Raw genomic sequence first — 24,358 nt, 5'->3', positions numbered from 1 at the left:
TCCCGATGCGCCTGCTCCTCTCCCTCGTGGCCGCGATCTTCGTCGCGGCCACACCCGCCCTCGCCCAGGACCAGCTGGGCAAGCCCGAAGTCTATGCCGTGTGGCCGGGCAAGGCGCCCGGCTTCGGCAAGCCCTCCGGCCCCGAGAAGGTCGGCAACGAGGGCGGGCAGACGGGCTCCTGGTCGAACATCTCCGAGCCGCGCTACGAAGTGTACCGCCCCAAGCATCCCAATGGCGCGGCGGCGCTGCTGCTCGGCGGCGGCGGCTATTTCCGCATCCAGATCGGCAGTGCCAAGGACGTGGCGGAGAAGCTCGCCGCCGCCGGCATCACGCCGGTGATCCTCTATTACCGCCTGCCCGGTGACGGCTGGAACGCCGATGCGCCCTTCCAGGACGCGCAGCGCACGCTTCGCCTGCTCAAGGCCGGCGCCAAGCGCTGGAACCTTGATGCGAGCCGTATCGGGGTGGTCGGCATGTCCGCCGGCGGACACCTGGCCGGCATGATGGCCACCCAGGGCGGGCATGATTTCTATCCGGCGATCGACGATGCGGACAAGCTCAGCGCCGTCCCCGCCTTTGCCGGGATGATCTACCCGGTCGTCTCGATGCGCCCGCCGATCGACACGACGCAGACGCGCAAGAAGCTCTCGACCTTGCCCGATTATCGCGACTTCTACTCGGTCGAGGCGCAGGTGGGTCCGGAAACCCCGCCGGTGTTCCTCGCCCATGCCGCCGACGATCCGATCGCCAATGTCGAGCACACGCTGCGCATGTTCGCCGCAATGCGCGCCGCTGGTCGGCCCGTGGAGATGCACGTCTTCGAGAAGGGCGGGCACAGCTGGGGCGCGGGCAAGCCGGGCACCCTCGTGGCGCAATGGCCGGCGCTGTTCCTCAACTGGCTGAGGGCGCATGCGCTGATCCCAGCCGGCACGCCCGCGGGACAATAAAGCCGAACCCATGGGATACCGATGGCTGGAGGGGAATGACCGTACCGCTCCAGCCAGCACGATATGCCGCGCAAGGGGGTGGCCCGCCCCCTGCCGTCTATCTTTCCGGCGTGCTGCCCGACACGATCAGCCCGTCGGCTAGCCATTGGCCGAGCATCTCCCCGGCCCGCGCAATTCCCGCCTGTTCGCCCAGCGCTTCGACCAGTGCCTCGCATAGCCCGGCAAACGACATACCGGCACGCGCCGCAAGCAGCGCGTGGTGCTCGATCTGGTCGATCGCGCGGAAATTCGGGGTCTCCCCCTCTCGCCAAGCAAGGATCGCCCCGGCCTCCGGCAGATAGGCGACCGCGGGCGGCTCCCTGTCTTCCGCCAACGCCGACCAGATGGCAGGCGCATTGGTGGTCAGATCGGCAAGGTCCAGCGACGGCGTGAAGCCCAGCACCGCTCGATCCCAGTCGATCCCACCGAGATCCGCGACGGAAAGCGCCGTGGCATCGGGCGCGACAAAGGCTTCGCCCAGCGCCAGGTCGATCCAGGCGAGCTCGGCGACCTCCGGGTCGGCAGGATACAGCAGCGCCAGCGTCGCGGGGAAATCGCGCGGATAGGCATCGAGCGTCCAACTGCTCGGCTGCACGCACGCGACATGCGTGATCACGGCCTGATGGAATGCCTCACCGCCGATCCAGTCGCGCGTGCGAGCGAAACTCTCCTCGAGGCAGGCGGCAAGCTGCGCGCGGAAATTGTTCTGATGGATGCGCAGGCCCGGGGCGACATCGTCGCCGCCCAGCCGATCGACGGCGACCTCCTCCTCGCGGGTCAGCCAGGCGCGCATGTCGCGCTGCAGGTCGAGCAGGCTCATGCCGCCGCCCGCATGCCGTCGACCGCGATGCGCCGCGCGATGCCGAGCTCGGCCAGCAGCTCGTGCAGCGGTGGGATCGCGTCATCGCGCTCGATCATCGTCGCGACCGGCCCGAGCCGGGGCAGCACATGGGCATAGAGCTTCCAGACCGGGTCGGGCACCGGCTGGTCATGGGTGTCGATCAACAACTCACTGCCCTGGCTGTGCCCGGCGAGATGGATCTGCCGCACCCGCGCATGCGGGATCCCGTCGAGATAGGCGAGCGGATCGAAGCCGTGATTGCTCGCGCTGACGAACACATTGTTGATGTCGAGCAGCAGGCCGCAGCCGGTGCGGACGCAGAGCGCGTCCAGGAACGCCCATTCGGTCATGTCGGCGGGTGCGAAATCGATATAGGTCGAGGGGTTCTCGATCAGCATCTCGCGCCCCAGCGCATCCTGTGCACGCGCGATATTGTCCGCCACCACGTCGAGCGCTTCGTTCGTATAGGGCAGCGGCAGCAGGTCATGCGAATTGAAGCCGTCGATCCGCGACCAGCTGAGATGATCGGAGACGAACAGCGGCTCCACTTCGTCCACCAGCGCGCGCAGCCGGGCGAGATAGGCGCCGTCCAGCCCGTCGGCCGAGCCGAGCGACATCGAGACGCCGTGCAGCGCCACCGGATAGCAGTTGCGCACCTCACGCAGGATGCGACGCGGACGCCCGCCCTCGACCATGAAGTTCTCGGAGATCACCTCGACGAAATCGACTGCGACCCGGGCCTCCAGGAATTCGGCATAATGCGGCTTGCGCAGGCCGAGGCCGAAGCCGGCGAAGGGAGCGATCATCAGCGCTGTCCTGAATGAGAGTGACCGGTCCGGCGCCTGGGGAGCCCCGGACCGGCCGGAGGGATCATTTCGGCGCGGTCAGGCTGCCGCCGGCGGCCTTGCAGGCCTTGGCGGTGACTTCCTTGAAGCCCTGCCCCTTGCAGTCGTTCTGGCCCTTGCAGTCGTTCTTCGCGGTCTTGCAGTCCGAGGTGCCCTTGCAGGTGTTGATGCCATAGCAATGGACGACCTTGGCAGCGCCGGCGCCCGACTTGGCGATCGCGGCGGTCGGTGCGGCGGCGGTGATGGCGATGACGGCGGCGGACGCGGCGAGGCTGACGCCGGTGCGGACGATGGTCATGGGGATACTCCAAAATAGGGTTCAGCCGGATTGGCATTCCCTATTCGGCGCGCCCCGCCACGCGGTTACACGCACTTGCGAAATTACCAGCGCAGCAGCCGCGGTCCGAGCAGCGCACCGAGCGAGGCGGCGAGCAGGATGCCCAGCGAATACCAGGTCAGCACGAAGATCGCAGAGACTTCGGGGCAGTGCATGCAATAGACCGTCGCGGCGAAGGCGCCCGCCGCGAGCCCAGCGGCGGCTCCTGCAGCGCGCAGCCGCGTCGGTGCCAGCCGGCGGAACGACCAGAGCAATCCGACAAAGATCGGCATCGCCAGCGCCAGCACCAGCCAGGGGCAGATCATCCAGCTATGCCCCAGCCACATCGCCAGCCATTCGCCGGGGGGCGTGCGTGCAAGCTCGGCGACGCCGAGGATGGCGAGCAGGCTCACCGGCACCACCAGCAGCCAGGCCCAGCGCAGCCGGGCGCTGTCCGGCCGGGCGAGCTGCACCACCATCACCACCGCCGCGACCGCCAGCGAGAAGGTATAGCTCCATTTGATCCAGAAGGCGGTGCCGCGCATGGCGAGGCCGAGATCCGGCCGGATGCCGAGGACAAGCGCCACGAGCGCCACCGAGACGAGGCCTCCCAGGGCCATCCCGATACCGAGCCGCCAGCCGACCGCGCGCCGCGACACCGGGGGCACGTCTTGCGAAAGCCGGGAGATGAGGTCGTCGGTGTTCATCGCGCCCCTCCCTGGATGCGCGCCATCAGCGCCTTGAGGCCGCGATGCACCGAGACCTTCACATCGGATTCGCCGATGCCCCCGGCCTCCGCCGCTTCGGCGACGCTCAGCCCGTCGAGCCGGGTCGCGCGGATCATGCTGGCCTGTTTGGCCGGCAGCGCCCCTAGCAATTCCTCGACATCGATCCGCGCGAGCGTCGCCGGTTCGAAATCCTCGGCGAGCAGCACATCTTCCAGACCCTCGATGGGATGAAGGCGGCGGACGCGGCGGAAATGATCCACCATCTTGTAGCGGGCGATCGCGAACAGCCACGCCGTGAAAGCGCGCTCGCGGTCATACGTGGCGCGACGGCTATGCACCGCGATCAGCGTTTCCTGCACAAGATCCTCGATATCGTCGTCACCGCCATTGGCACGGCGGCGGTAGAAGCCACGCAGCACGGGTACGAGCATGCGCAGCAATACCGCATGCGCCGCTGCGTCGCCGCCCAGCCCATCGAGCATCAATCCGCGCAACACGTCCTCGTCCGCTCGCATTCCTCCTCCTTGTGGGGGAGTTCGGCGTAGCCGGGCGAAAGGTTACACGGCACCGCCAGATATTTTCGCGGCAGCCTTGTAACGCACCGCGCACGCCCAGCGAACTGGCAGGGTGATCGGCTTCTCCCGCCTCCTCGTCGATCACCGCGCGGCCCGGCTTCCCCCGGCACGGGCCGCGCGCCGGAGGCATGGTTCATGAAGGACAGACATCATGCGTTCGACCAACGCTACCCTCGCCGCAACCCTTGCCATCGCCGTCGCTGGCGCCGTGATCGCCCCCGCCGCCTCGGCCCAGACCAAGCCCGCCATGGAGAAATGCTACGGCGTCTCGCTGGCCGGCAAGAATGACTGCAAGGCCGGCGCCGGCACCAGCTGCGCCGGCACCTCCAAGGTGAACTACCAGGGCAATGCCTGGAAGCTCGTCAAGGCCGGCACCTGCACCACGATCCAGACGCCCAAGGGCAATGGCTCGCTGACTCCCAAGGCCTGATGCCGCGCACGGCCGAGGCGCGCACCCGCGTGCCCGGCCACCGCTTTCGGAGACCCTCCCCATGACTTCGCCGACCGCGCTCTACCCGCGCCTCACCCGCTGCATGTCCTCGCTGGTGCCGGACGCGCTGCTACTGCTCCTCGCCCGACTGGGCATTGCCGGTGTGTTCTTCATGTCGGCCCGCACCAAGGTGGACGGCATCCTGCACATCACCGACGGCACCTACGAACTGTTCCGCACCGAATATGCGCTGCCCCTGGTCCCGCCGGAGATCGCGGCCGTGGCGGCGACCTGGTCGGAACATGTTTTCTCGATCTTGCTCGTGCTGGGCCTGGCAACGCGTTTCTCGGCGCTCGCACTGTTCATGATGACGCTGGTGATAGAGGTCTTCGTCTATCCCGACGCATGGCCGACGCATCTGAGCTGGACGGCGATCCTGCTTCCCCTGATCGCCCGCGGCGGCGGGGCGTGGTCGCTCGATGCACTCCTTGTCTCGCGGGGACGTGGCTCTCACTAGGCCCGACACCAGGTCACCCGGAACGCTGCCGGCCCCCGCTGTCCGTCGCGCCAATCATGCGGATCATGCCGCAAGCAATGCGGCGATCTGCGTCTCGGCTATCGCACGCGCCTCTTCCGCGTCCAGCACGCCCGGGGAAAGGCAGAGTTCGAGCCACAGGCCATCGACCAATGCGGCGATCGCGATTGTCGCCCGGCGCCGCGCAGTCGGCCTAAGCCCGCACCCAGCCAGCAAGGCCTCCAGTTCGTCGCGATAGCGCGCATATTGCGCGTCGTGGAGCTCGGCGATCTCGCCTCGCGCGATCACCAGGCCCCAGAACGCCGTCCAGGTGGCCAGCAGTCCGCGGTCGGCAATTTCGGGGGCAAAGCTCGCGGTCACATAGGCCATGAGCCGCGCTCGCGGATCGTTCCCGGCACGCCGCACCGCCATGTCGAGTGCCGCCGACACCTGTTCCCCGACATGGGCATAGGTCGCTGCGATCAGCGCATCGACGCCGCCGAAATGATGCGTGACCAGCCCAGGCGATATCCCCGCCTCCAGCGCGATCGCGCGCACCGATGCACCGCTGGCCCCGTCGCGCGCCAGCACGCGTGCGGTCGCCTCCATCAACGACAGGCGCCGCGCATCGGGATCGGCGCGGGTGAAGCCGGGCTTGCTCATCGCGCCAGCCTATTATACGATCGTACAACAAGCAACGCCTGGAGCCGGCCATGGCAACCACCGCCCCTTTGCCCGAACCGGGCAGCGACCCTGATGCCGACTGGTCGCTGCCGGGCTGGATCTATGCCGATCCCGAGTTCCTCGAGCTCGAGACCGCGCATATCCTGCGCCCGTCCTGGCAGATCCTGTGCCATGAGAGCGACTTGGCCGAGCCGGGCGACTGGCGCACCCTCTCCTATCTGGGCGAGAATGTCGTCGCGGTGCGGGGACGCGACGGGGTGCTGCGGGCCTTCCACAATGTCTGCCGCCACCGCGCGATGCGGATCGTCGAGGGCGACAGCGGCTGCGCGCGCAAGCTGGTCTGCCCCTATCATGCCTGGGCCTATGAGCTCGACGGGCGCCTGTCGGGCGTGCCGATGCGCCACGACTATCCGGCGCTCGACATGGAAACGAGCGGGCTCGTGCCGGTCGACCTGTCGATCTGGCGGGGCTTCGTCTTCGTCCGGCTCGAGGATGACGGCGGGCCGTCGGTCGCCGAGATGATGGCGCCCTATGAGGCGGAGATCGCACCCTATCGTTTCGAGGAGATGCGCCGGATCGGCGACGTCCGCACGCGCGAACGCGCGGTCAACTGGAAGAATGTCGGCGACAATTATTCGGACAATCTCCACATCCCCGTCGCCCATGACGGGCTGACCCGGCTGTTCGGCAAATCCTATGCGATCGAGGCGTCGGGCTGGGTCGACAAGATGTCCGGTCAGCTCGTGGACCGCGTCTCGGCCAATCCGTGGGAGGCATTCTACCAGCGCCATCTGCCCCGCGTCGACCACCTGCCCGAGGCCAATCAGCGGCTGTGGCTCTACTACAAGCTGTGGCCGAACATGGCGTTCGACATCTATGCCGACCAGATCGACTTCATGCAGTGGCTGCCGGTCTCGCCAACGGCCTGCGTGCTGCGCGAGATGACGTTCGCGCTACCCGACGACCGCCGGGAGATGAAGCTGGTCCGCTACGCCAACTGGCGGATCAACCGCGTGGTCAACGCCGAGGACACCTGGCTGATCGAGCGCGTCCAGCAGGGCATGGCGTCGCGCAGCTATACCGCCGGGCCGATCGGGGCGAGCGAAGTGTGCCTGCGCAGCTTCGCCGCCAAGGTCCGCTCGATCATCCCCGAGGCCCGGCTGCACCGCGCGCCGGCACCGGGCTGGTCGCGCCGGCCGCGCAATATCTGATACTCGGGGAGGAAGCATGAAGCGATACGACGCGATCGTCATCGGCGGCGGGCACAACGGACTGGTCTGCGCCTTCTATCTCGCCCGGGCCGGGCTCAAGGTCCGCGTGCTCGAGCGGCGGCACGTGGTCGGCGGCGCGGCGGTGACCGAGGAATTCCATCCCGGCTTCCGCAACTCGACCGCCAGCTACACGGTCAGCCTGCTGCGGCCGAAGGTGATCGCCGACATGAAGCTGCACGAGCGCGGCTTCCGGATCATCGAGCGGACGATCAGCAACTTCTTCCCGTTCGAGGACACCTATCTCAAGCTCGGCGGCGGCACCGCGCGGACCCAGGCCGAGTTCGCCCGCTTCTCGCAGAAGGACGCGGACGCCTATCCGGCCTATGACGCCGCGCTCGAGAAGGTCGCCCAGGTGCTGCGCGATCTCGCGCTCAAAACGCCCCCCAATGCCGGCGGCGGGCTGCGCGCGCTGCTGAGCGGCGCGGCCCAGGGCTGGCCGCTGTCGAAGATGGGGATCGAGGCGCAGCGCGACCTGCTGGACGTGTTCACCAAGTCGGCGCGCGACTTCCTCGACGGCTGGTACGAGGACGATCACGTCAAGACCGCCTTCGCCTTCGATGCGGTCGTCGGCAATTATGCCGGCGTGTCGACGCCCGGCTCGGCCTATGTCCTGCTCCACCATGTCTTCGGCGAAGTGAACGGCAAGCTCGGCGCCTGGGGCCATTCGGTGGGCGGCATGGGCGCGATCACCCAGGCCATGGCACGCGCCTGCGAGGATGCCGGCGTGGAGATCAGCCTCGAGGCGCCCGTCGCCCGGGTGCTCGTCGATGGCGGCAAGGCAGCCGGCGTGCGGCTGGAGAGCGGGGAAGAGATCGCCGCGGGGATCGTCGCCGCCAATGTCGGGCCGGCGATGCTCTATCGCCAGATGCTCGACACCGGCGACCTGCCCGCCGACTTCAACAAGCGGATGCGGAGCTTCAAGACCGGCTCGGGCACTTTCCGGATGAACGTCGCACTCAGCGAGCTGCCGGACTTCAGCGTGCTGCGCGGCAAGGAAAAGGCCGAGCACCACACCGCCGGGATCATCATCGCGCCGGGCATGGATTATATGGACCAGGCGTTCGACGACGCGAAGGCGCAGGGCTGGTCGAAGAAGCCGATCGTCGAGATGAAGCTGCCGACCACGGTCGATGACAGCCTGGCGCCCGAGGGGATGCACATCGCCAGCCTGTTCTGCCAGCAATTCGCGCCGCAGCTGCCGGACGGGCGCAGCTGGGACGATGCGCGCGAGCAAGTCGCCGACCTGATCATCGACACGGTCAACGACCATGCCCCCAATTTCAAGGCGAGCGTGATCGCCCGGCAGATCCATTCGCCACTCGATCTCGAACGCAAGTTCGGGCTGATCGGCGGCGACATCTTCCACGGCACCATGGGGCTCGACCAGCTCTGGGCGGCACGGCCGGTGCTCGGGCATGGCGACTATCGCGCGCCGATTGCAGGGCTCTACATGTGCGGATCGGGGACGCATCCGGGCGGCGGGGTGACCGGCGCGCCCGGGCACAATGCCGCGCACGAGATCCTCCGCGATCGCTCGCTGGTGCGGCGGCTATTGCCGATCTGACCGGCTTCGCCGCACCCACAGGAATACCGGGATGCCCAGCGCGAGCAGCCCAAGCCCCCATGCATTGGCGTGCAGGCCGAGCCCGTAGATCATCCACAGCACGAAGCCGGCGGAGGCGATCGCGGCCAGCTGCGCGGGACGGTCGCCGGCGAGCAGCTTGAGCGCGGCCAGCGCGCTGACGAAATAGGCGAGCATGCCCGCGGCAAGGCTGATCGTCGCGATCTCGGCGAACAGCGCACCGGTCGACCCGGTATAGTTCAGCGCCATCACGATCGTCACCAGCACGCCGGAGACGAGATGCGCGCGGGCCGGCGTACCGTGGCGGCTCTCCTTGGCGAACCAGGCCGGGAACACCCCGCCGCGCGCCATGGCCCATGGCATCTCGCCCTGCAGCAGGACGAAGCCGTTGAGCGTACCCAGCGCGCTGATCGCGGCGAAGACGGCGACGACCTGCAATGCGCCGCTGCCCCATGCCCGGCCAAGGAATTCGGCGAGCGGCGCAGGCGAGGCCGCAGTCACGTCCGCAGGCATCATCAGGCCGATCGACCCTGCGACCAGGACGTAGACCAACCCTGTCAGGGCAGTGCCGAGCAATGTCGCGAGGGGGACGATCCGTGCCGCGTTCCTGACCTTGTCGGCGGGCACGGTCGCGGATTCGACGCCGAGGAATCCCCAGAAGGTGAGCGCCACGGCACCGGCAATGGCATTGGCGCTGATCGACACCGCCGGATTTGCGGCGATGGCGGTACCGCCTTCGCGGACCAGCAGCCAGAAGGCCAGCAGGATCACCGCGACGAGCGGCGCCAGCTTCAGCACCGCGGTCACCAGCTGGATTCGTCCAGCCAGCGCAACGCCGCGGATGTTCACGGCGACCGCGGTCCAGAACAGCAACAGCGCGGTGACGAATGCCGGCGCGCCGCTACCGAGCTGGGGCAACGGCACGCTGAGCGCGCTCACCACGGCGATCGCCAGCGCGCCGTTGCCCGCCCAGACCAGGATCCAGTAGCTCCATGCCACCGCGAACCCGACGGCCGGGCCGAACGCGGCATCGGCAAAGGCATAAGGCCCGCCGGCGCACGGAATCCGCGCCGCGAGCCGGGCGAACACGAAGGCCAGCGCCATTGCGCCCAGGATGGTCACGCCCCAGCCGATCAGCGCATTGGCGCCGAGCGGGGCAAGCGTTGCGGGCAGCAGATAGATGCCCGACCCGATCATGTTGCCCACCACCAGCGCCAGCGTCGGCCAGAAGCCGAGGGCACGTCGCGGCGAGGAAGCGGGGTCGCTCACACTGCTTTGTCACCTCGACGGCGCCGCGCGTCCAGCACGAAATCGAGCGCTTGATCGTCGCGCGACCGCGTGGTCATCTTGCGGCGATGCTCACGACGCGCTTTCCCCCCGATCTGCTGGACGCCGCGCTCGCGCTGCACGACAATCGCCTTCCGGAAGCCGAGCGCGGGCTCAAGGCCTATCTCAAGCGCGATCCCTTCGATGCCCGCGCGATCCGCATGCTCGCCGAACTCGCGGGCCGGATCGGTCGCCTGAAGGACGCCGAGAACCTGTTGCGCCGCGCGGTCGAGATCGCCCCGGCGTTCACTGCGGCGCGCGCCAATCTGGCGCTGGTGCTCTATCGCCAGAACCGCGCGAGCGAAGCGCTCGACGAACTCGACCTGCTGATCGCCGCCGAGCCCGATCATCCCGGCCATGCCAATCTCAAGGCCGCCACGCTTGGCCGGCTCGGCGCGTTCGAGGAGGCGATCCTGCTCTACGAACGCGTGCTCGAGGGCGCACCCGACCAGCCCAAATTGTGGATGAGCTATGGCCATATGCTCAAGACGGTGGGCCGGCAGGCGGACGGCGTCGCCGCCTATCGCCGCGCGATCGCCCTGCGTCCCGAGCTGGGGGAAGCGTGGTGGAGCCTCGCCAACCTGAAGACCGTGCGGTTCGACGATGCCGACATCGCGGCGATGGAAGCCGCGCTGGCCGACGGCGCCGTCGGCGACGAGGACCGCTTCCACCTCGATTTTGCGCTGGGCAAGGCATATGAGGACCGGCGCGAGGCCGATCGCGCCTTCGCCCATTATGCCGCCGGCAACCGGCTGCGCCGCACCCAGCTCGTCTATGACGCCGACGAGACCGAGCGTTTCGTCGATGACTGCATCGCGCTCGCCGATGGCGGCTTCTTCGCCGATCGTGCCGGCTGGGGCTGCGATGCGCGCGATCCGATCTTCATCCTCGGCATGCCGCGCGCGGGCTCGACCCTGGTCGAGCAGATCCTTGCCAGCCACAGCGCGATCGAGGGGACCAGCGAGCTGCCCGACCTGCCGGCGCTCGCGCGGCGCATTCCCGATTATCCGCATGGCCTGGCCGAATTGACGCAGGAACGGGCGCGCGAACTGGGCGAGGAATATCTCCGCAGGACCGCGGTCCAGCGCCGGACCGACCGCCCCTTCTTCATCGACAAGCTGCCGAACAACTGGGCGCATGTCCTGCTGATCCGGCTGATCCTGCCCAATGCCACGATCATCGACGCGCGCCGCGAGCCGCGTGCCTGCTGCTTCTCCAACTTCAAGCAGCATTTCGCGCGCGGCCAGGCGTTCAGCTACGCGCTCGACGACATGGGCCGCTATTATCGCGACTATGTGCGGATGATCGCCCATCTCGATCGCGTCCAGCCGGGCCGCGCCTACCGCGTGATCCACGAAGCGCTGGTGGCGGATACCGAGGCCGAAGTGGGCCGCTTGCTCGAAGCGTGTGGCGTCGCGTTCGAGCCCGCCTGCCTTGCCTTTCACGAAACCGAGCGCGCCGTGCGCACGGCGAGTTCCGAGCAGGTGCGACAGCCGATCTTCACCGGCGGAGACAGTGCATGGCGCCCCTTCGCGTCGCATCTGGCACCCCTCGTCGCCGCGCTCGGCGATGTCGTCGATCCCTATCCACAGGCGCCCGGCAACCTGTAACGTTGCAGAAACATCACGGTCCGTGAAGATTATACCATTGTATCCGGTGCGACGATTGACGGTTGCTGCGTCGCAGCACAGTCTCTCATGACATTGAGATTACACTGGGGGCTGCGATGATTCTATCCGTGCGCCGTGCCGTGATTTCCGGGTTGCTCGCTTCGACTGCCCTATCCCTCCCAGCCATGGCGCAAGCGCAGGACACGCCAAAGACATCCGCCGAACTTCCTCCCGATCAGGACGAAATCGTCGTCACCGCCCAGAAGCGCGACGAGAGCATTCAGTCGGTTCCGATCAGCATGTTGGCGATCGGTACACGCAAGCTCGACCAGCTCAACATCTCGAACTTCAACGAATATACCCAGCTGCTGCCCTCGGTGGCCTTCCAGACTTCGCAGCCGGGCCTCACCACTGTCTATATGCGCGGCGTAGCCTCTGGCGGCGACGGCAACCATTCGGGCTCGCTGCCTTCGGTCGGCAGCTATCTCGACGAGCAGCCGGTGACGACCATCGGCGGCACGCTCGACATCCACATCTATGACATCGCCCGTATCGAGAGCCTCGCCGGGCCGCAGGGCACGCTCTATGGCGCGTCAAGCCAGGCGGGCACGATCCGCATCATCACCAACAAGCCTGACACCTCGGGGTTCGAAGGCCGCGTCGATGTCGAGGCCAATACGGTCGCGCATGGCGGCCAGGGCGGCAAGATCGAGGGCATGATCAACGCGCCGCTGTCGGGCTCGGCGGCGCTGCGGGTGGTCGGCTTCTATCAGCGCGACGCGGGCTATATCGACAATGTCCCCGGCACGCGCAGCTTCCTGCCCACCCCTGGCGGCATCACCGTCAAGAACGACGCGTTCGTCGAGGATGATTACAACGACACCGAGACCTGGGGCGGCCGCGCCGCGCTCAAGGTCGATCTCGACGATGTCTGGACGGTCACGCCGACCGTACTCTACCAGGAGATGCGCGGGCACGGCACCTATGCCTTCGATCCGCGGGTCGGCGACCTCAAGGTCCAGCATTTCTATCCCGAGAACCGTCGCGACCGTTTCATCCAGGGCGCGCTGACGATCGAGGGCAAGATCGGCAACTGGGACCTGACCTATGCCGGCGCCTATCTCGACCGGAAGGCCTATTCCGCGACCGACTATACCGATTATTCCGAGGCCTATGACAATCTCTACGCCTCGGTCGGCGGGCTCGCCGGCTATTTCTATTATCAGGACAATGCGGGCAACACGATCGACCCGCGCCAATGGGTGATCGGCACCGATCACTTCAAGAAGACCAGCCAGGAACTGCGCGTCGCCTCGCCCTCGTCGGATCGCTTCCGGATCGTCGCGGGCATGTTCTACCAGCGCCAGTCGAACCTGATCCACCAGGACTACAAGATTCCCGGCCTCGGCACGGCGGTGTCGGTCAACGGCTCGCCGGGGACGCTCTGGCTGACCCAACAGCACCGCGTCGACAAGGATTACGCGATGTTCGGCGAGGCGAGCTTCGACATCTCGCCCAAGCTGACCTTCACCGCGGGCGCGCGTGTCTACATCTATGACAACTCGCTGATCGGCTTTTTCGGCTTCGGCCGGAACCCGGGCGTCGATCCTGCCGACGGGCGCCCCTACAGCGCTTCGCCGTTCAACGCCGCCGGGAGTTCCCGCACCGGCGTCGCGAGCTGCTTCATGGCCGATGGCAGGACGCTGCGTGACGCCTATATCGATGGCAGCCCCACCAACACCTTGCTGCCGGCGGCGGTGGCGGGTGGGCCGTGCACCAATCTCGCAACCTATGCGAGCGGCAAGCTGATACCCAAGAAGACGATCGATCAGGGCGTGACCTATCGCTTCAATCTGACCTGGAAGCCGACCGACGGCCTGTTGTTCTACGCCGTCGCGTCCAGCGGCTTCCGGCCGGGCGGGATCAACCGGCGCGGCGACGTCGCGCCCTATTCCACCGACACGCTCTACAATTACGAGCTTGGCTGGAAGACGACGCTGGCCGATGGCAAGCTGCGCTTCAACGGCGCGCTTTATCAGCAGAACTGGAAATCCTTCCAGTTCTCGTTCCTCGGGCCGAACAGCTTCACGATCATCCAGAACGGGCCCGATGCGCGCATCCGGGGCGCCGAAATGGACGCCAACCTCACGCTGGGCGGGCTCAATCTCACCGTCGCCGGATCGTACACCGATGCCAAGACGCGCGAGGATCTGTGCGCGACGCAAATCTGCATCGGGGACGGCAGCGACGTGCTCGCCCCCAGCGGCACGCGCCTGCCGATCACCCCGCGCTTCAAGATCAGCAGCACCGCGCGCTACTCGGTCCCGCTGGGCGCCGGGCGCGGTTATGTGCAGGGACTGGTCGCCCACCAGAGCTCGGCGTCTTCGGATATCCGCGTGGCCAAGGCCGCCGCGCTTGGGCGGATCGAAAGCTACACAACCGGCAATCTGGCGTTCGGCTTCGAATTGGCCCGCTACAATTTCGAATTGTTCGCCCAGAACATCTGGGACGAGCGCGGCCAGATCTCCCGCTTCCAGCAATGCGGCGCCTGCGATCAGCGCCCCTATATCGTGCCGATCACGCCGCGAACCATCGGCATAAGGGCGGGCGCGCGGTTCTAGAAGGTGCGGGACGGACCTGGTCCGCGAGGATCATAGAAGCCTCCAGACTAACGGTTGGCAAGTCGATCGCAGCGACCTTGCGCCTATTGGCGCGAACACCTGACAGATCGCCTACGGCGAAGGCAACATCCTGTAACAAGGGATAAAATCATTACTGTATGATCAATCGGATGCAGTCAGCTTGCGGGATCGGCCGACAACGATGACATAAGCGTTTCCAGCCGAACGACGCCCAGGATTCCCTGACGTAATACAACAACCAATTTATTTTCTTTATTGCCAGAACAAAACCAGCATGGCACCTTCTTATAACCAAATCCGGGAAGGCTAATCGGGAGTCGATAACGGCGAACAGCCGAACCCACCTCCTCCAGGAGTGTGGCGCCCCGACGCACCATATCCCAGGATTGATGGTCAACGATTGGGGGATCTTGATGATGTTGAAGGGCATTTGGGCCACGAGTTGCTGCGTGGCCGCACTGTCGGCCGTTCCGGCCGCAGCACAGACCAGCGATAACCGGCAGGAACAGGCTGCATCGATCGGCGATCCTGTCGCGTCCGCCAAGCTGGCGGAGGAATCGACGCAGGACAGCGCCGATGGCAACCTCGTCGTAACAGGCACGCGCATCGTTCGCCTGAACAACCGTTCGGCTGCACCAATCGTCACCACCACCGCGGCGGAGATCGCCGCGCAGGGGGCGACGACAATCGAGGAGGTGGTCAACCGCCTGCCCCAGGTGCAGGTCAATTCAGAACAGAATTTCAGTGACTCCGAGGGCCGCCAGCGCATCAAGCTGCGCAGCCTGGGTTACGAGCGTACGCTGATGCTCATCGACGGGCTGCGCATCGGCCTGCCCAACACGGTCGATGTCGGCATCATCCCGAACGCTCTGGTCGATCGGATCGACGTGCTGACCGGCGGCGCTTCCTCGGTCTATGGTTCGGACGCGGTCGCCGGCGTCGTCAATTTCATCCTGAAGAAGAACTTCAGCGGCATCCGCATCGACGGCAATTACAGCTTCTTCAACCACAACAACCGCTCCAGTGCGGTGACCGATGCCGCGAAGCGGGCTGGCTTCAATTCAGCCAGCGGCATGTCCAACGATGGTGGCCGCGCGGATATCAGCCTGGCAGCAGGCACCAATCTGTTCAATGATCGCGTCAACATCTCGGGGTTCGTCGACTACCGCCAGTCGAGCCTGGTTCGCCTGCGCGACCGCGCGAACGCGGTCTGCGAAGTGGTGACGTCGAGCAACACCTCGCCGCTCTCCTGCTCGCGCGCGAGCTACACCCCGGCCGGCACGATCATCCCGCTCTCCGGCGCCAGTTCCGGGACGGTGCTCGTCAACAATCCGAACGGCAATGGCACCTTCATTCCGATCAACAGCGGACCGGCGGGCGCCTCGGCCAACCCCTATGACGATTGGTCGTTCCAGCGGCCGTTCAACCGCGTCAACGCCGGCGGCTTCCTGACCGCCCAAATCAACGACCATATCGAGCTGTACAGCAACGTGCTGTGGTATCGGGACAAGTCGTACAACACGCAGCTGAACCGCACCTATTCGTACAGCGTCTATGGCAGCACGCCCTACCAGGTGAACTGCGACAACCCGTTCCTCTCGGCGTCGCAGGCGCAGACTCTGTGCGGTGCGAACGCGGGCGTGGCAGGTCAATATGCGCCGCTCGACGTGCGCTATCGCTTCGATTCGATGCCGCTGGTCCGTCAGGAGTTCACCAACACGGGCTATCGCGTCGTCGCGGGCCTGCGTGGCCGGGTGCTGGACGATGTCTGGTCCTATGACGTGGCGGGCATGCTCTCGCGCGCGCAGCTCGACACCATCGACGTGCCGTTCGCGAAGTTCGACAACGTCAACCGCTCGCTCGACGTAGTGAACGTCAACGGCCGACCGACCTGCCGCTCGGTGGTCAATGGCACCGACAAGAACTGCGTGCCGTTCAACGCCTTCTCGCCGTTCAACAAGGATGCGGCGCTCAACAACTATATCTATGGCGGCGCTACCGGCGGCGTCAGCACGCGCATTCCGCGCCTGCTGCAGTTCGTCGGCACCGTCAGCGGCGATCTCGGCAAGTACGGCATCGTCTCGCCGCTCGCCGAACAGGGCATCGCGATCGCGCTGGGCGGCGAATATCGCGAGGAGATGGAACGCACCATCGTCAACGAGATCTACCAGGAGAACAACGGGGGCACGAACCAGCGCGTTACCCAGAGCATTCTGGAGGCCAATGCGGAAATCCAGGTGCCGCTGGTCGAGAACCAGTCCTGGACCAAGTTGCTCCAGCTGAACGGCGGCTACCGCCTGTCCAAGTATAACCGCCTGGACAACAAGTTCGGCACCTGGAAGATCGAGGGCATCTGGTCGCCGGTCGAGGACATCAGCTTCCGTGCGTCGTACAACAAGGCGCAGGCAGCTCCTGGCGTCGGCACGGCTGCAGGCGCAGCCAACATCTTCTGGAACCAGGGTTTCTACGCGGACCCCTGCGCACCCCGGGTCGACCCGGCGAACCCCGGCGGACCGCGCATCGCCCCGGCCGCAACGCCGCAGCAGTGCGCCAATACGGGCCTTGCGGCGAACCTCTATGGCAGCACCACGCTGATCTGCCCGGACGATCGCTGCACCGTCCGTGAAGGCGGCTTCAACCTCAAGCCGGAAACTGCCTATACCAAGACGTTCGGCGTGGTGTTCCGTCCGCGCTTCGTGCCCGGGCTGACCGTCTCGGTCGATCGCTGGCTGATCGACCTGGAGGACCAGCTCGACTTCCTCCAGCCGCAGAACCTGATCAACGACTGCCTCAGCACCGGCAACGACTATTTCTGCCGCGCCATCGTCCGCAATGCGAACGGCACGCTGTACAGCTCGCCGGCGACGCGCCCGGCCACGGGCTGGGTCGCACGGGGTTCGGCAAATGGCTATCGCTCACAGTCGCATGGCTGGGACTTCCAGGGGCAGTATGACGTCGGCATGGGTTCGGTCGGCCGCCTCGAGATGAGCTTCAACGGCACGCTCATGACGCGGGTCGCCTCGCAGGCATCGCCTACCGCCACCTCACGCGATTGCGTCGGCTATTGGGGCAATTCGTGCGGAGAGAGCATGCCCAAATGGGCGCACCAGATGCGCACCACCTGGATCCTGCCCGAGCGCATCGCCAGCGTTTCGGTGAACTGGCGCCACCGCGCCGGTATGCCGCTCGACGTCTATGCGCCGGCCGACACCGGCATCCCGACGGCGGATCCAAGCCAGCGACGGGACCAGTTCCCGGGCATCAAGGCCTATGACTGGTTCGATCTTGCGCTCACCTTCGACATCAACAAGCAGATGACGTTCCGGCTTGCCGCGAACAACATCTTCGATCGCGACCCGCCGATCGTGCCGGACAGCCGCTCGCGCATCGGCCTGCTGCGCGGCAACACGATCATGGGCTATGATTTGCTTGGCCGGCAGATCGTCGCCGGCGTGTCCTTACGCCTGTAACGGTATGGCATCCCCGGAGACCTGGGTCTCCGGGGATGCTCCGTGTCGGCGCATGACACTGGCGCCCCGGCGCCAGCGCGGGCGGCACGACGAGGACTTCCTGCGCCTCGCTCTCGAACCGCTCATCGTTGAACCGGTGACGCGATAGCCCTGCAGATTACCTGCTGGATGCAACGTCACCACCGTCTGAGTCCGTTCGCTGACCCCCGGTTATCGTCGCCCCGATACGTCGGCCCAGAGGATCATGGCTGTAAGTTACAGCCTCCTGCGCAAAGGCATGGGCAGGCGGGGAAAAGATCCCGCCAAGGATAATGCGCCGAGATGTCGGCAGCACATTTGATCCCTCCATCGCTGAAAGGACAAACGAGGCTTCACAAGTGAGATTCTGTCTTCGATCTGCCAATGCTGCGCACGACGTCGGGTGATGCAACCAATACTCCTTCTGCAGTCGCGTCGTCGAAATCGCCCAAAAGCATAATCAGCGGAACGCCATATTCCAAAGAACGTTCGAAAGCTTCTGGCGGCACCCCGCTTCCTGTCGAAGCCCAACCGGCGCCAACCATCTTGACCGCGTCGGATACCGTGTCCCCAACCATCAGGAACGACTGGAAGCGAGCCAGGACGCTCTCGATCGACTCCACGTCATCGCATCCCACGGCTCGGTAGCCGAAGTACCTGACGCCTTCCTCCGATATAGCCTTTACACCGTCATCGCTGGTTGACGGTGGGAAGGCGATCCCTCCTTTCGCCATTCCTAGCCACAAGCGGTTGTAGGTCGCCATGGCGTTATCCTGCACCGGGTAGGAGTGCCCGGCAACCAACCAGATCGCCTCACCATGCTCGCTCACAATCTGCATCAGGTACCGAAGGGCTTCGCGTCGCGCCTCCTGCAGCGACTTTCCGCAATCGGCGTTTATAGAGGCCACGAACGCAGACAAACCCGTCAATCCATTCGCGATGGAAATGCGCGCCCCTTCAGAGGAGATGTCTTGAATACGGTAGGTATCCATCGTCACCACCCGTAATGGGTCTTGCTGCCGTTGATGTTGAAATGCGGCCCCAATCCGTGTTCCGGATGGCCACCGGCATCCTCCCGGATTCTGACCGTGCTTCCGTCCGGCTTGCTGAAAACATACTCGCGCCCCTGCACAACCTTACCCTGCTTGTTGACGTTCGGCCCTACGGATTTTGGCTGCTGGTTCACAGGGATACCAGCATCGCGCTTGGCCTGCCGGAAGGCTGCACTTCTGCTGGCAAACGCCTTCCAGCATCCGCCATTGTGCACCCACACCTTATCCTTGCCGACGAAGAAGGTATTCAGATCAGCAACGCTCAGATTGTACGTCGGCGCAACTTGAGTTGTCAGTGAACGGCCAACGACGACCATGTCCGCACCCGTCGCCGTGTCGATGCGCTGGTCGACCTTCAGATCAACGGTCTCCACCCAACCCTGCCCCTCGACCTTCCACGGATGATCATCGGTCACATGGAAGGTGACAATGTCACCGGCCGGTGCCCTGAGGCGAAGGTCGTAGAGCGGCTTCGGCTCTGGCCGAAGGAGCGCCATAACCTTGCGGGGAGAAACCTTGCCGCTCACTTCGTCCCCAGCGAGCACCTCATCCCCGATTTTGATCTGTTCGATCGGCCGCATGCCGGAAGGCGTTGCGACCAGGGTGCCCGCCTCGAAACAGCCACAGCCTTTCACGACCCGGACAAGCACTCGGACGCCCTTGTAGCCCTTTCGGAATTCCGAGACGTAGGGCACCACGCCCGCTATCCGCCAGAACGTCGACACGCGCTCGCCGGTGATCCCATCCTTTCCGGAAAAAGCAGTGTAGACATCTGCCGGGAATCCGAGCGGCGTCAGACCAATCAGGAACGAAGCACCCTCTCGAATGCGGCGACCGACGACGGTGATCTCATCTTCGTTCACAGGTTCGTACGGCGCGGTGCTGTTTTGGCCCCCGGGCTTGTTGCCGGTCGGGTCGATCAAGTTGATCGGATCGCTGGCAGCATACTCATAAAGGTTCATGCCACCGTCGGTGCCGGTTGGATCCGGCTGCAGGAACCTTCCGAGAAACGGGGAGTAGAAGCGGCTCTTATAATAATACAGGCCCAATTCTGGGATCCTGATCTGACCGGTATAGCCGAAGCGATCGCCTGAGACGGACTCCCCATAGAACCCGTAAGACGTAATCGAGGTCGCGGTGCCCGTAGCATCTGCGCGCGCGATGATCGAGCGCTGCTCATTGGAATAAAGCCAGTAACGCCCGCTACCTTCATACGTCACCGCAGGCTCGTCCTCGCCAGGCCCGAACACGGTACGCCGCAAGAGACTGCCGGCGCCGTCATACTCGCCGATCAGATTCTCGCCGTCATAAAGGAACGACGTCGTCGAGGATCCTGACGTGATTCTTGCGAGCCGGCCGATGGCATCGTAAGCGAGGCTTACATTTCCGCCACCCGTCGCGGTAACAAGACGATTTTCGCCATCATAGCTGAAAGTCCAGCTGCCATCGCTGGTGAGATTGCCTCGCGTATCATAGGAGAAGGTCGCAGGGCCGGCAGTTTGATACTGGTTCAGTGCGTTCCGCGTATACGGACGCTCCACATTATAGGCGCCGGTCCAGGCATAGGCGCTATTGTTCTGCTGCTTGGTCGCGATCTGCCCCGCTTCATTGTAGGTATAGGCAAGGGAGATATCCGATCCTGCCCCTGCGAGATCGTGACTCAGCTGAGCAAGGCGCTGAGAAGCATCATAGGTGAAGCTGGTTGCCGTCGCGCCATTGGCGTAGTTATTCGCAGTGCGTCGAGATAGTTGGTCGTACGAATAGGAAGCAAGAGCCGGCCCATTTCGCTCAACCACCGACGTCACCCGATCAAAGTTGTCCATCGTGTACCGCGTGGCGAGCCCGTCGGGCCAAACGGTATCGACCGTTTCACCTGAAGGATCATATTCATAAGCTACGGTACGCCCCTGGGTCGTCGAAGTCTTGACCCGATCCGCGTTGTCATAAGTCCACGATACCGAGAGCGCCGAGTTACTCCCTGGCAGGCTGGCGGAGGTGCGCCGCCCCAGCAAGTCATAGGTCGAGCTGACCGAACGATCCAATCCGGGCACCGCCTTGTGGACGACGCGATCCAGAGCATCATAGGTAAACGTCAGAAGCTGGCCGTCACGTTGCCGAAGGGTCGCAAGATTACCGTTGGCATCATAGCCATATTCTTCCCGCGTGACCCCGGCAGGGAGGCCTTGGCCAGCAGCGATGGTGGTGCAGTTCGGCGCCGCGCCAGGAACCGCATCTGGCGCAGGCAGGCGCAACTCCACCACTCGATCGAAGCCGTCATAACAACGGGTGGTCAAATTGCCGTTAGCGTCCTGCTCGGACACGACCTGCCCATTGGCGCTGTAGGAGTAGGTGGCATAGTCCTGCTGCGACGCGGTCCCGACTCCTCGGATGACCTTCTCCAGCATGCCAGCTTGGTTGTAGGTTCGCCGAGTGACGCGCGGCGTCGCCAGTGCGATGGTCTCGTCCTTCAAACGCCCTGCGTCGTCATAGACATAGCTGGTGAGCGTGCCGTCGCCGGCCGTAGAAGTCGCGACCAGCCCGCGCCCATTGAACGTCGATGTCTCAGACACCCAGCCGGATCCCAGCCGGCGCTTGGTTTCCCGGAGCCGCCCCACGCTGTCATAGCCAAATTGCTGGGCTGGAGCGCCCGACCCCGCATTCGGAAAGGAAACGGAGGTCCGCCGACCCGCTATGTCATAGTCGTAGACAGCGAGATCCGCCGAGCCCGCCCTGGCCCCATCCTCGCTGGCCAGCCTACCATCACGGCGATAGGTATATTTCGTTGTAAGAGCCAGGCCATCGGCGTCGTCGATCACCTGCTCAAGCTCGTGGCTCGATCGCGCTCCGCTCGAAGAGGGCGTGTAGACCAGGCTCCTTCTCACCCGACTGGCGGGAGGGCAGACATAGCTGAAATCGACCGTAGTACCGGTAACCGCCGACACTAGGCACTCGTCAATCACTGTCTGCAGCCATGCCGATGGCAGCGTAGCGCCAGCACCGGCGACGACGCCAGGTGCCGGATAGAAGCTGGAATATCCGTATCGAGTTACCGTCCTGAGGCCGGCCTGGTTGGGCGGTGACAGCGTGACCGTCTCGCCCCCATGCGCCGGATCATAGAAATAGTCGGTCCGATTGCCCTTGCCATCGATCGTATATGTCGGGCGGTTGCAGATTTTCGCGTTGGTCGAGTTGCAGGACGAAAACACCGAGGTGGTCACGATGTCCGACAAGCCGGAGCCGGGCTTCGCCTTCTCGCGTCGTTCTATAACATTGCCGCGCGAGTCATAAGTTTGGGCGGTGATGTTTCCCTCAGGATACTTGGTCGAAAGCAGACGCCCATACATGTCGTATGCATATTCCGTGCGCCGCCCGAAGCCGTCTTCGGTCCAAACAGGCCGCAGGTCGCCCGAGCCTCCCCCCGCCTTGGTGACAAGCCCGGTAGCGTCGGTGATCGTCATCTTTACCGAATAGATGCTACCATCGGTCGAGAGTGCGTACTTCTTAATTTTGCCATCGCCATCCGTAAACCAGGTGTCTAGTGGCGTTGGCTTCGAGATAGCGAGATCCGGATTGGAAGATCCATTACGACTAATGGAAGATATTCCATAATTTGCATTATAGCCATAGCTGACATATTTACCGTCTACAGCCGTATACTTACCAAGCCCGTAGACCTTCTGGCCATCTGGCAGCGTCGTCAGGAGCACATATTCATAGTCCGCGTGCGCGCTTCCAGAAGGGCTGCAATTGGTCACTGCCGAGGTGCAGCTAATGCGGTCGGCAGATACGCGCGAGACCAGAAACTTCTCCTGGTTCAGTCCTCCGCTGGTCGACGGATCAAGATAGCTGAAATTAAGTGAATATCCGTTCGAATTCGTCACCGAAGCCAGGCGATGAATGACGCCGTCCGTCGGGGTAGACGCAGCGGGCTCATATTTGAGGAATATCGTCTCGCCGTTTGGATAGGTTATGGACGTCGCGCCATAGTTGAAATAGCGATCCCCCTCCACATAGAATGTTCCGACGCTGGTATAAGAGTGACCAAAGTCGATTCTCGTTCCGTCTTTCAGAACAAGAACCATACCGCCCGGCTCCGCGAGGAGCGTTGCGCCGTCGCCGTTACGTGAAACGGATCCGCTTGGAGTGGTATCGAAGCTATAACCTGCCGTTCCCACCACTATCCTGAACAGCGTGCTTGTGCTGTCGATCGGGAACGATTCCAAGTATATCTGGAAATTATGCGTGAAGCTCGTGCCTAGATTTGGATAGGCATAGTTCACACCATTCTGCGTACTATATGTTCGAACAAATGCCAGGGGGCCAGGCCCATCGTCGCTGCCGACCGAAATATCCTTGTTCGAATATATCAGGTCACCGGTCATCGTATCGACACCGTCGCTCGTAACTTCCCGATGCGGCGGCGGCATATTTGGCATAAACTGCGCAAACGCCACTTCTGAGCGTAACGCCATGAATGCCAGAACGCATATCGCAAGACGAAACGACAACAGCCTGGAAAAAACCATACGAATACTCTCAAGCATTCACCATGCGGGATTCACATCATTCCGCACGGTAGCCCATTAAGGCGCTTCTTATTGAAGCAGATAGCCCGCACTATTCGCGATCCGCCCCATGAATAATACGTGCCCGAAACCAGGCATCAGGACTTCAGAGGGTGGACCAATCGCGCTCGGCTTGATCGCGAGATGCCGAATTCATGGCCGATCTAGGCCCATGCCATTTCATGGATCTTCTCCCCCTTTTGACATAAGGTTGCAAAGTAGGAGTGGGGTGGCAACGCACTTTTGATCCACATCGAAGGCATTGAAAATTGACGGCCGCGACTTTGAGCGCAACCTCGCACCGGAAACGATGCCCACCCACCGCCGGATTTTCATATCTCAATCCTCCGGCTTTCCTCCCCAATATCCGCCGTCTAAGCGCGGCCCTGGCGGATGACCGCTTTCGGGATAGTTCGCGACCCGTCCGGACGACTGAGATCAGGGCGCAAAGCGGCCACCTTCCTACAGGTGCCGACTCTAGGCCGCCCGTCCACGCAGTTGATCCAAATCATTGGGCCATAACGACGCGCCCCTCCCAGAAGGCACTGCGATTATAAGCTGCACCCACGCGCGCCATTCGTGTCCCTATGCGCGAGAGCGCGCTCGATGGCGTCAGCGCTCCATTTGCCGGATTCGTTGAGAAGCGCGCTCGCCATCGCTCGGAAGCCGTGGGCTGCCATCTCCTCGCCCGAATAGCCGAGGCGCAGCATTGATCGCATTCTCGGACATGGGGCAATCGCCGAAATCAAATTCCGACCATTCAGCGCGACGCAGTTCGCCCGGCCGGACAAACGCATGCGGTGTCAGCTTGCTGATTATCGCCCGAGGCGAGAAACCGTTATAGCTGTAGTCCAGCCGGGTTCCGTCCGGCATGACCCAGCTTGAAATCCTGCCGCTGGCGCC

At 64.2% G+C, this 24,358-nt stretch carries 17 protein-coding genes and 1 pseudogene; 8 read left to right on the top strand and 10 right to left on the bottom strand.

Annotation, left to right across the window (positions count from 1 at the left end):
• The first annotated feature begins 5 nt into the window (after positions 1 to 5).
• On the top strand, positions 6 to 947 hold the full coding sequence (locus GGR46_RS24315) for an alpha/beta hydrolase (RefSeq protein ID WP_184000692.1): 942 nt from the start codon (positions 6 to 8) through the stop codon (positions 945 to 947).
• A gap of 97 nt (positions 948 to 1,044) precedes the next feature.
• On the opposite strand, the gene GGR46_RS24310 is transcribed toward GGR46_RS24315, so the two are convergent.
• The 5 genes from GGR46_RS24310 to GGR46_RS24290 all read right to left on the bottom strand — a co-directional run bounded on the left by GGR46_RS24310 (position 1,045) and on the right by GGR46_RS24290 (position 4,231).
• A complete protein-coding gene (locus GGR46_RS24310; protein ID WP_184000691.1) occupies positions 1,045 to 1,806 on the bottom strand; it encodes an HvfC/BufC N-terminal domain-containing protein in 762 nt (253 codons plus the stop codon).
• A complete protein-coding gene (bufB, locus tag GGR46_RS24305; protein WP_184000690.1) occupies positions 1,803 to 2,633 on the bottom strand; it encodes an MNIO family bufferin maturase in 831 nt (276 codons plus the stop codon). The genes GGR46_RS24310 and bufB overlap by 4 nt, the downstream gene beginning before the upstream one ends.
• A gap of 64 nt (positions 2,634 to 2,697) precedes the next feature.
• Positions 2,698 to 2,970: a BufA2 family periplasmic bufferin-type metallophore gene (gene bufA2 / locus GGR46_RS24300; protein ID WP_184000689.1), complete on the bottom strand. Its 273-nt coding sequence runs from the start codon at positions 2,968 to 2,970 to the stop codon at positions 2,698 to 2,700.
• Between the two features lie 83 nt (positions 2,971 to 3,053).
• Positions 3,054 to 3,695, bottom strand: a complete 642-nt coding sequence (locus GGR46_RS24295) for a DUF1109 domain-containing protein (RefSeq protein ID WP_184000688.1) — start codon at positions 3,693 to 3,695, stop codon at positions 3,054 to 3,056.
• Positions 3,692 to 4,231 carry a sigma-70 family RNA polymerase sigma factor gene (locus GGR46_RS24290; protein WP_184000687.1) on the bottom strand — a complete coding sequence of 180 codons (540 nt, stop codon included), beginning with the start codon at positions 4,229 to 4,231 and terminating at the stop codon, positions 3,692 to 3,694. Before GGR46_RS24290 ends, GGR46_RS24295 begins: the two co-directional genes overlap by 4 nt.
• A 211-nt stretch (positions 4,232 to 4,442) precedes the next feature.
• Between GGR46_RS24290 and GGR46_RS24285 the strand changes: the two genes are divergently transcribed.
• Entirely contained in the window at positions 4,443 to 4,721 is a 279-nt protein-coding gene (locus GGR46_RS24285) for a BufA1 family periplasmic bufferin-type metallophore (RefSeq protein WP_184000686.1), read from the top strand.
• A gap of 61 nt (positions 4,722 to 4,782) precedes the next feature.
• Positions 4,783 to 5,238: a DoxX family protein gene (locus tag GGR46_RS24280; RefSeq protein WP_184000685.1), complete on the top strand. Its 456-nt coding sequence runs from the start codon at positions 4,783 to 4,785 to the stop codon at positions 5,236 to 5,238.
• 63 nt (positions 5,239 to 5,301) lie between these two features.
• Here the strand turns inward: GGR46_RS24280 and GGR46_RS24275 are convergent, their stop codons facing one another.
• Complete coding sequence (locus tag GGR46_RS24275; RefSeq protein WP_184000684.1) at positions 5,302 to 5,898, bottom strand: TetR family transcriptional regulator C-terminal domain-containing protein; 597 nt, start codon at positions 5,896 to 5,898, stop codon at positions 5,302 to 5,304.
• Between the two features lie 50 nt (positions 5,899 to 5,948).
• Here GGR46_RS24275 and GGR46_RS24270 point away from each other — a divergent pair, with 50 nt between their 5' ends.
• Both GGR46_RS24270 and GGR46_RS24265 read left to right on the top strand, forming a co-directional pair.
• A complete protein-coding gene (locus GGR46_RS24270; RefSeq protein ID WP_184000683.1) occupies positions 5,949 to 7,130 on the top strand; it encodes an aromatic ring-hydroxylating oxygenase subunit alpha in 1,182 nt (393 codons plus the stop codon).
• Positions 7,131 to 7,146: 16 nt separating this feature from the next.
• Positions 7,147 to 8,754, top strand: coding sequence for a phytoene desaturase family protein (locus tag GGR46_RS24265; RefSeq protein WP_184000682.1), 1,608 nt, complete (start codon positions 7,147 to 7,149; stop codon positions 8,752 to 8,754).
• On the opposite strand, the gene GGR46_RS24260 is transcribed toward GGR46_RS24265, so the two are convergent.
• On the bottom strand, positions 8,740 to 10,041 hold the full coding sequence (locus GGR46_RS24260) for an amino acid permease (protein ID WP_343058351.1): 1,302 nt from the start codon (positions 10,039 to 10,041) through the stop codon (positions 8,740 to 8,742). The two genes, GGR46_RS24265 and GGR46_RS24260, sit on opposite strands and share 15 nt — an antisense overlap.
• A gap of 86 nt (positions 10,042 to 10,127) precedes the next feature.
• Here GGR46_RS24260 and GGR46_RS24255 point away from each other — a divergent pair, with 86 nt between their 5' ends.
• The 3 genes from GGR46_RS24255 (at position 10,128) to GGR46_RS24245 (ending at position 17,820) form a co-directional block, all read left to right on the top strand.
• On the top strand, positions 10,128 to 11,708 hold the full coding sequence (locus tag GGR46_RS24255; protein WP_184000681.1) for a tetratricopeptide repeat-containing sulfotransferase family protein: 1,581 nt from the start codon (positions 10,128 to 10,130) through the stop codon (positions 11,706 to 11,708).
• A 185-nt stretch (positions 11,709 to 11,893) separates the two neighbouring features.
• Positions 11,894 to 14,329: a TonB-dependent receptor gene (locus GGR46_RS24250; protein ID WP_343058349.1), complete on the top strand. Its 2,436-nt coding sequence runs from the start codon at positions 11,894 to 11,896 to the stop codon at positions 14,327 to 14,329.
• 470 nt (positions 14,330 to 14,799) lie between these two features.
• On the top strand, positions 14,800 to 17,820 hold the full coding sequence (locus GGR46_RS24245) for a TonB-dependent receptor domain-containing protein (protein WP_343058348.1): 3,021 nt from the start codon (positions 14,800 to 14,802) through the stop codon (positions 17,818 to 17,820).
• Between the two features lie 371 nt (positions 17,821 to 18,191).
• On the opposite strand, the gene GGR46_RS24240 is transcribed toward GGR46_RS24245, so the two are convergent.
• From GGR46_RS24240 to GGR46_RS24230, 3 genes and pseudogenes are all read right to left on the bottom strand, one after another.
• Positions 18,192 to 18,836, bottom strand: a complete 645-nt coding sequence (locus GGR46_RS24240) for a hypothetical protein (protein ID WP_184000678.1) — start codon at positions 18,834 to 18,836, stop codon at positions 18,192 to 18,194.
• Positions 18,833 to 23,398 (bottom strand): RHS repeat-associated core domain-containing protein, encoded by a 4,566-nt coding sequence (locus GGR46_RS24235; protein WP_221263010.1) that lies wholly within the window; start codon positions 23,396 to 23,398, stop codon positions 18,833 to 18,835. The genes GGR46_RS24240 and GGR46_RS24235 overlap by 4 nt, the downstream gene beginning before the upstream one ends.
• Before the next feature lie 565 nt (positions 23,399 to 23,963).
• Positions 23,964 to 24,358, bottom strand: a pseudogene (locus GGR46_RS24230) (tyrosine-type recombinase/integrase); the annotation flags it as partial.

The sequence above is a fragment of the Sphingomonas kyeonggiensis genome (assembly GCF_014196745.1).
GTDB lineage: Bacteria > Pseudomonadota > Alphaproteobacteria > Sphingomonadales > Sphingomonadaceae > Sphingomonas > Sphingomonas kyeonggiensis.
This window is presented reverse-complemented; position numbering and strand designations above follow the sequence as displayed.

Coding starts and splice junctions, on each gene's coding strand:
- GGR46_RS24270 (WP_184000683.1), top strand. CDS start 5,949: ATGGCAACCACCGCCCCTTTGCCCGAACCGGGCAGCGACCCTGATGCC.
- GGR46_RS24310 (WP_184000691.1), bottom strand. CDS start 1,806: ATGAGCCTGCTCGACCTGCAGCGCGACATGCGCGCCTGGCTGACCCGC.
- GGR46_RS24290 (WP_184000687.1), bottom strand. CDS start 4,231: ATGCGAGCGGACGAGGACGTGTTGCGCGGATTGATGCTCGATGGGCTG.
- GGR46_RS24285 (WP_184000686.1), top strand. CDS start 4,443: ATGCGTTCGACCAACGCTACCCTCGCCGCAACCCTTGCCATCGCCGTC.
- bufA2 (WP_184000689.1), bottom strand. CDS start 2,970: ATGACCATCGTCCGCACCGGCGTCAGCCTCGCCGCGTCCGCCGCCGTC.
- GGR46_RS24275 (WP_184000684.1), bottom strand. CDS start 5,898: ATGAGCAAGCCCGGCTTCACCCGCGCCGATCCCGATGCGCGGCGCCTG.
- GGR46_RS24250 (WP_343058349.1), top strand. CDS start 11,894: ATGGCGCAAGCGCAGGACACGCCAAAGACATCCGCCGAACTTCCTCCC.
- GGR46_RS24255 (WP_184000681.1), top strand. CDS start 10,128: ATGCTCACGACGCGCTTTCCCCCCGATCTGCTGGACGCCGCGCTCGCG.
- bufB (WP_184000690.1), bottom strand. CDS start 2,633: ATGATCGCTCCCTTCGCCGGCTTCGGCCTCGGCCTGCGCAAGCCGCAT.
- GGR46_RS24315 (WP_184000692.1), top strand. CDS start 6: ATGCGCCTGCTCCTCTCCCTCGTGGCCGCGATCTTCGTCGCGGCCACA.
- GGR46_RS24295 (WP_184000688.1), bottom strand. CDS start 3,695: ATGAACACCGACGACCTCATCTCCCGGCTTTCGCAAGACGTGCCCCCG.
- GGR46_RS24265 (WP_184000682.1), top strand. CDS start 7,147: ATGAAGCGATACGACGCGATCGTCATCGGCGGCGGGCACAACGGACTG.
- GGR46_RS24280 (WP_184000685.1), top strand. CDS start 4,783: ATGACTTCGCCGACCGCGCTCTACCCGCGCCTCACCCGCTGCATGTCC.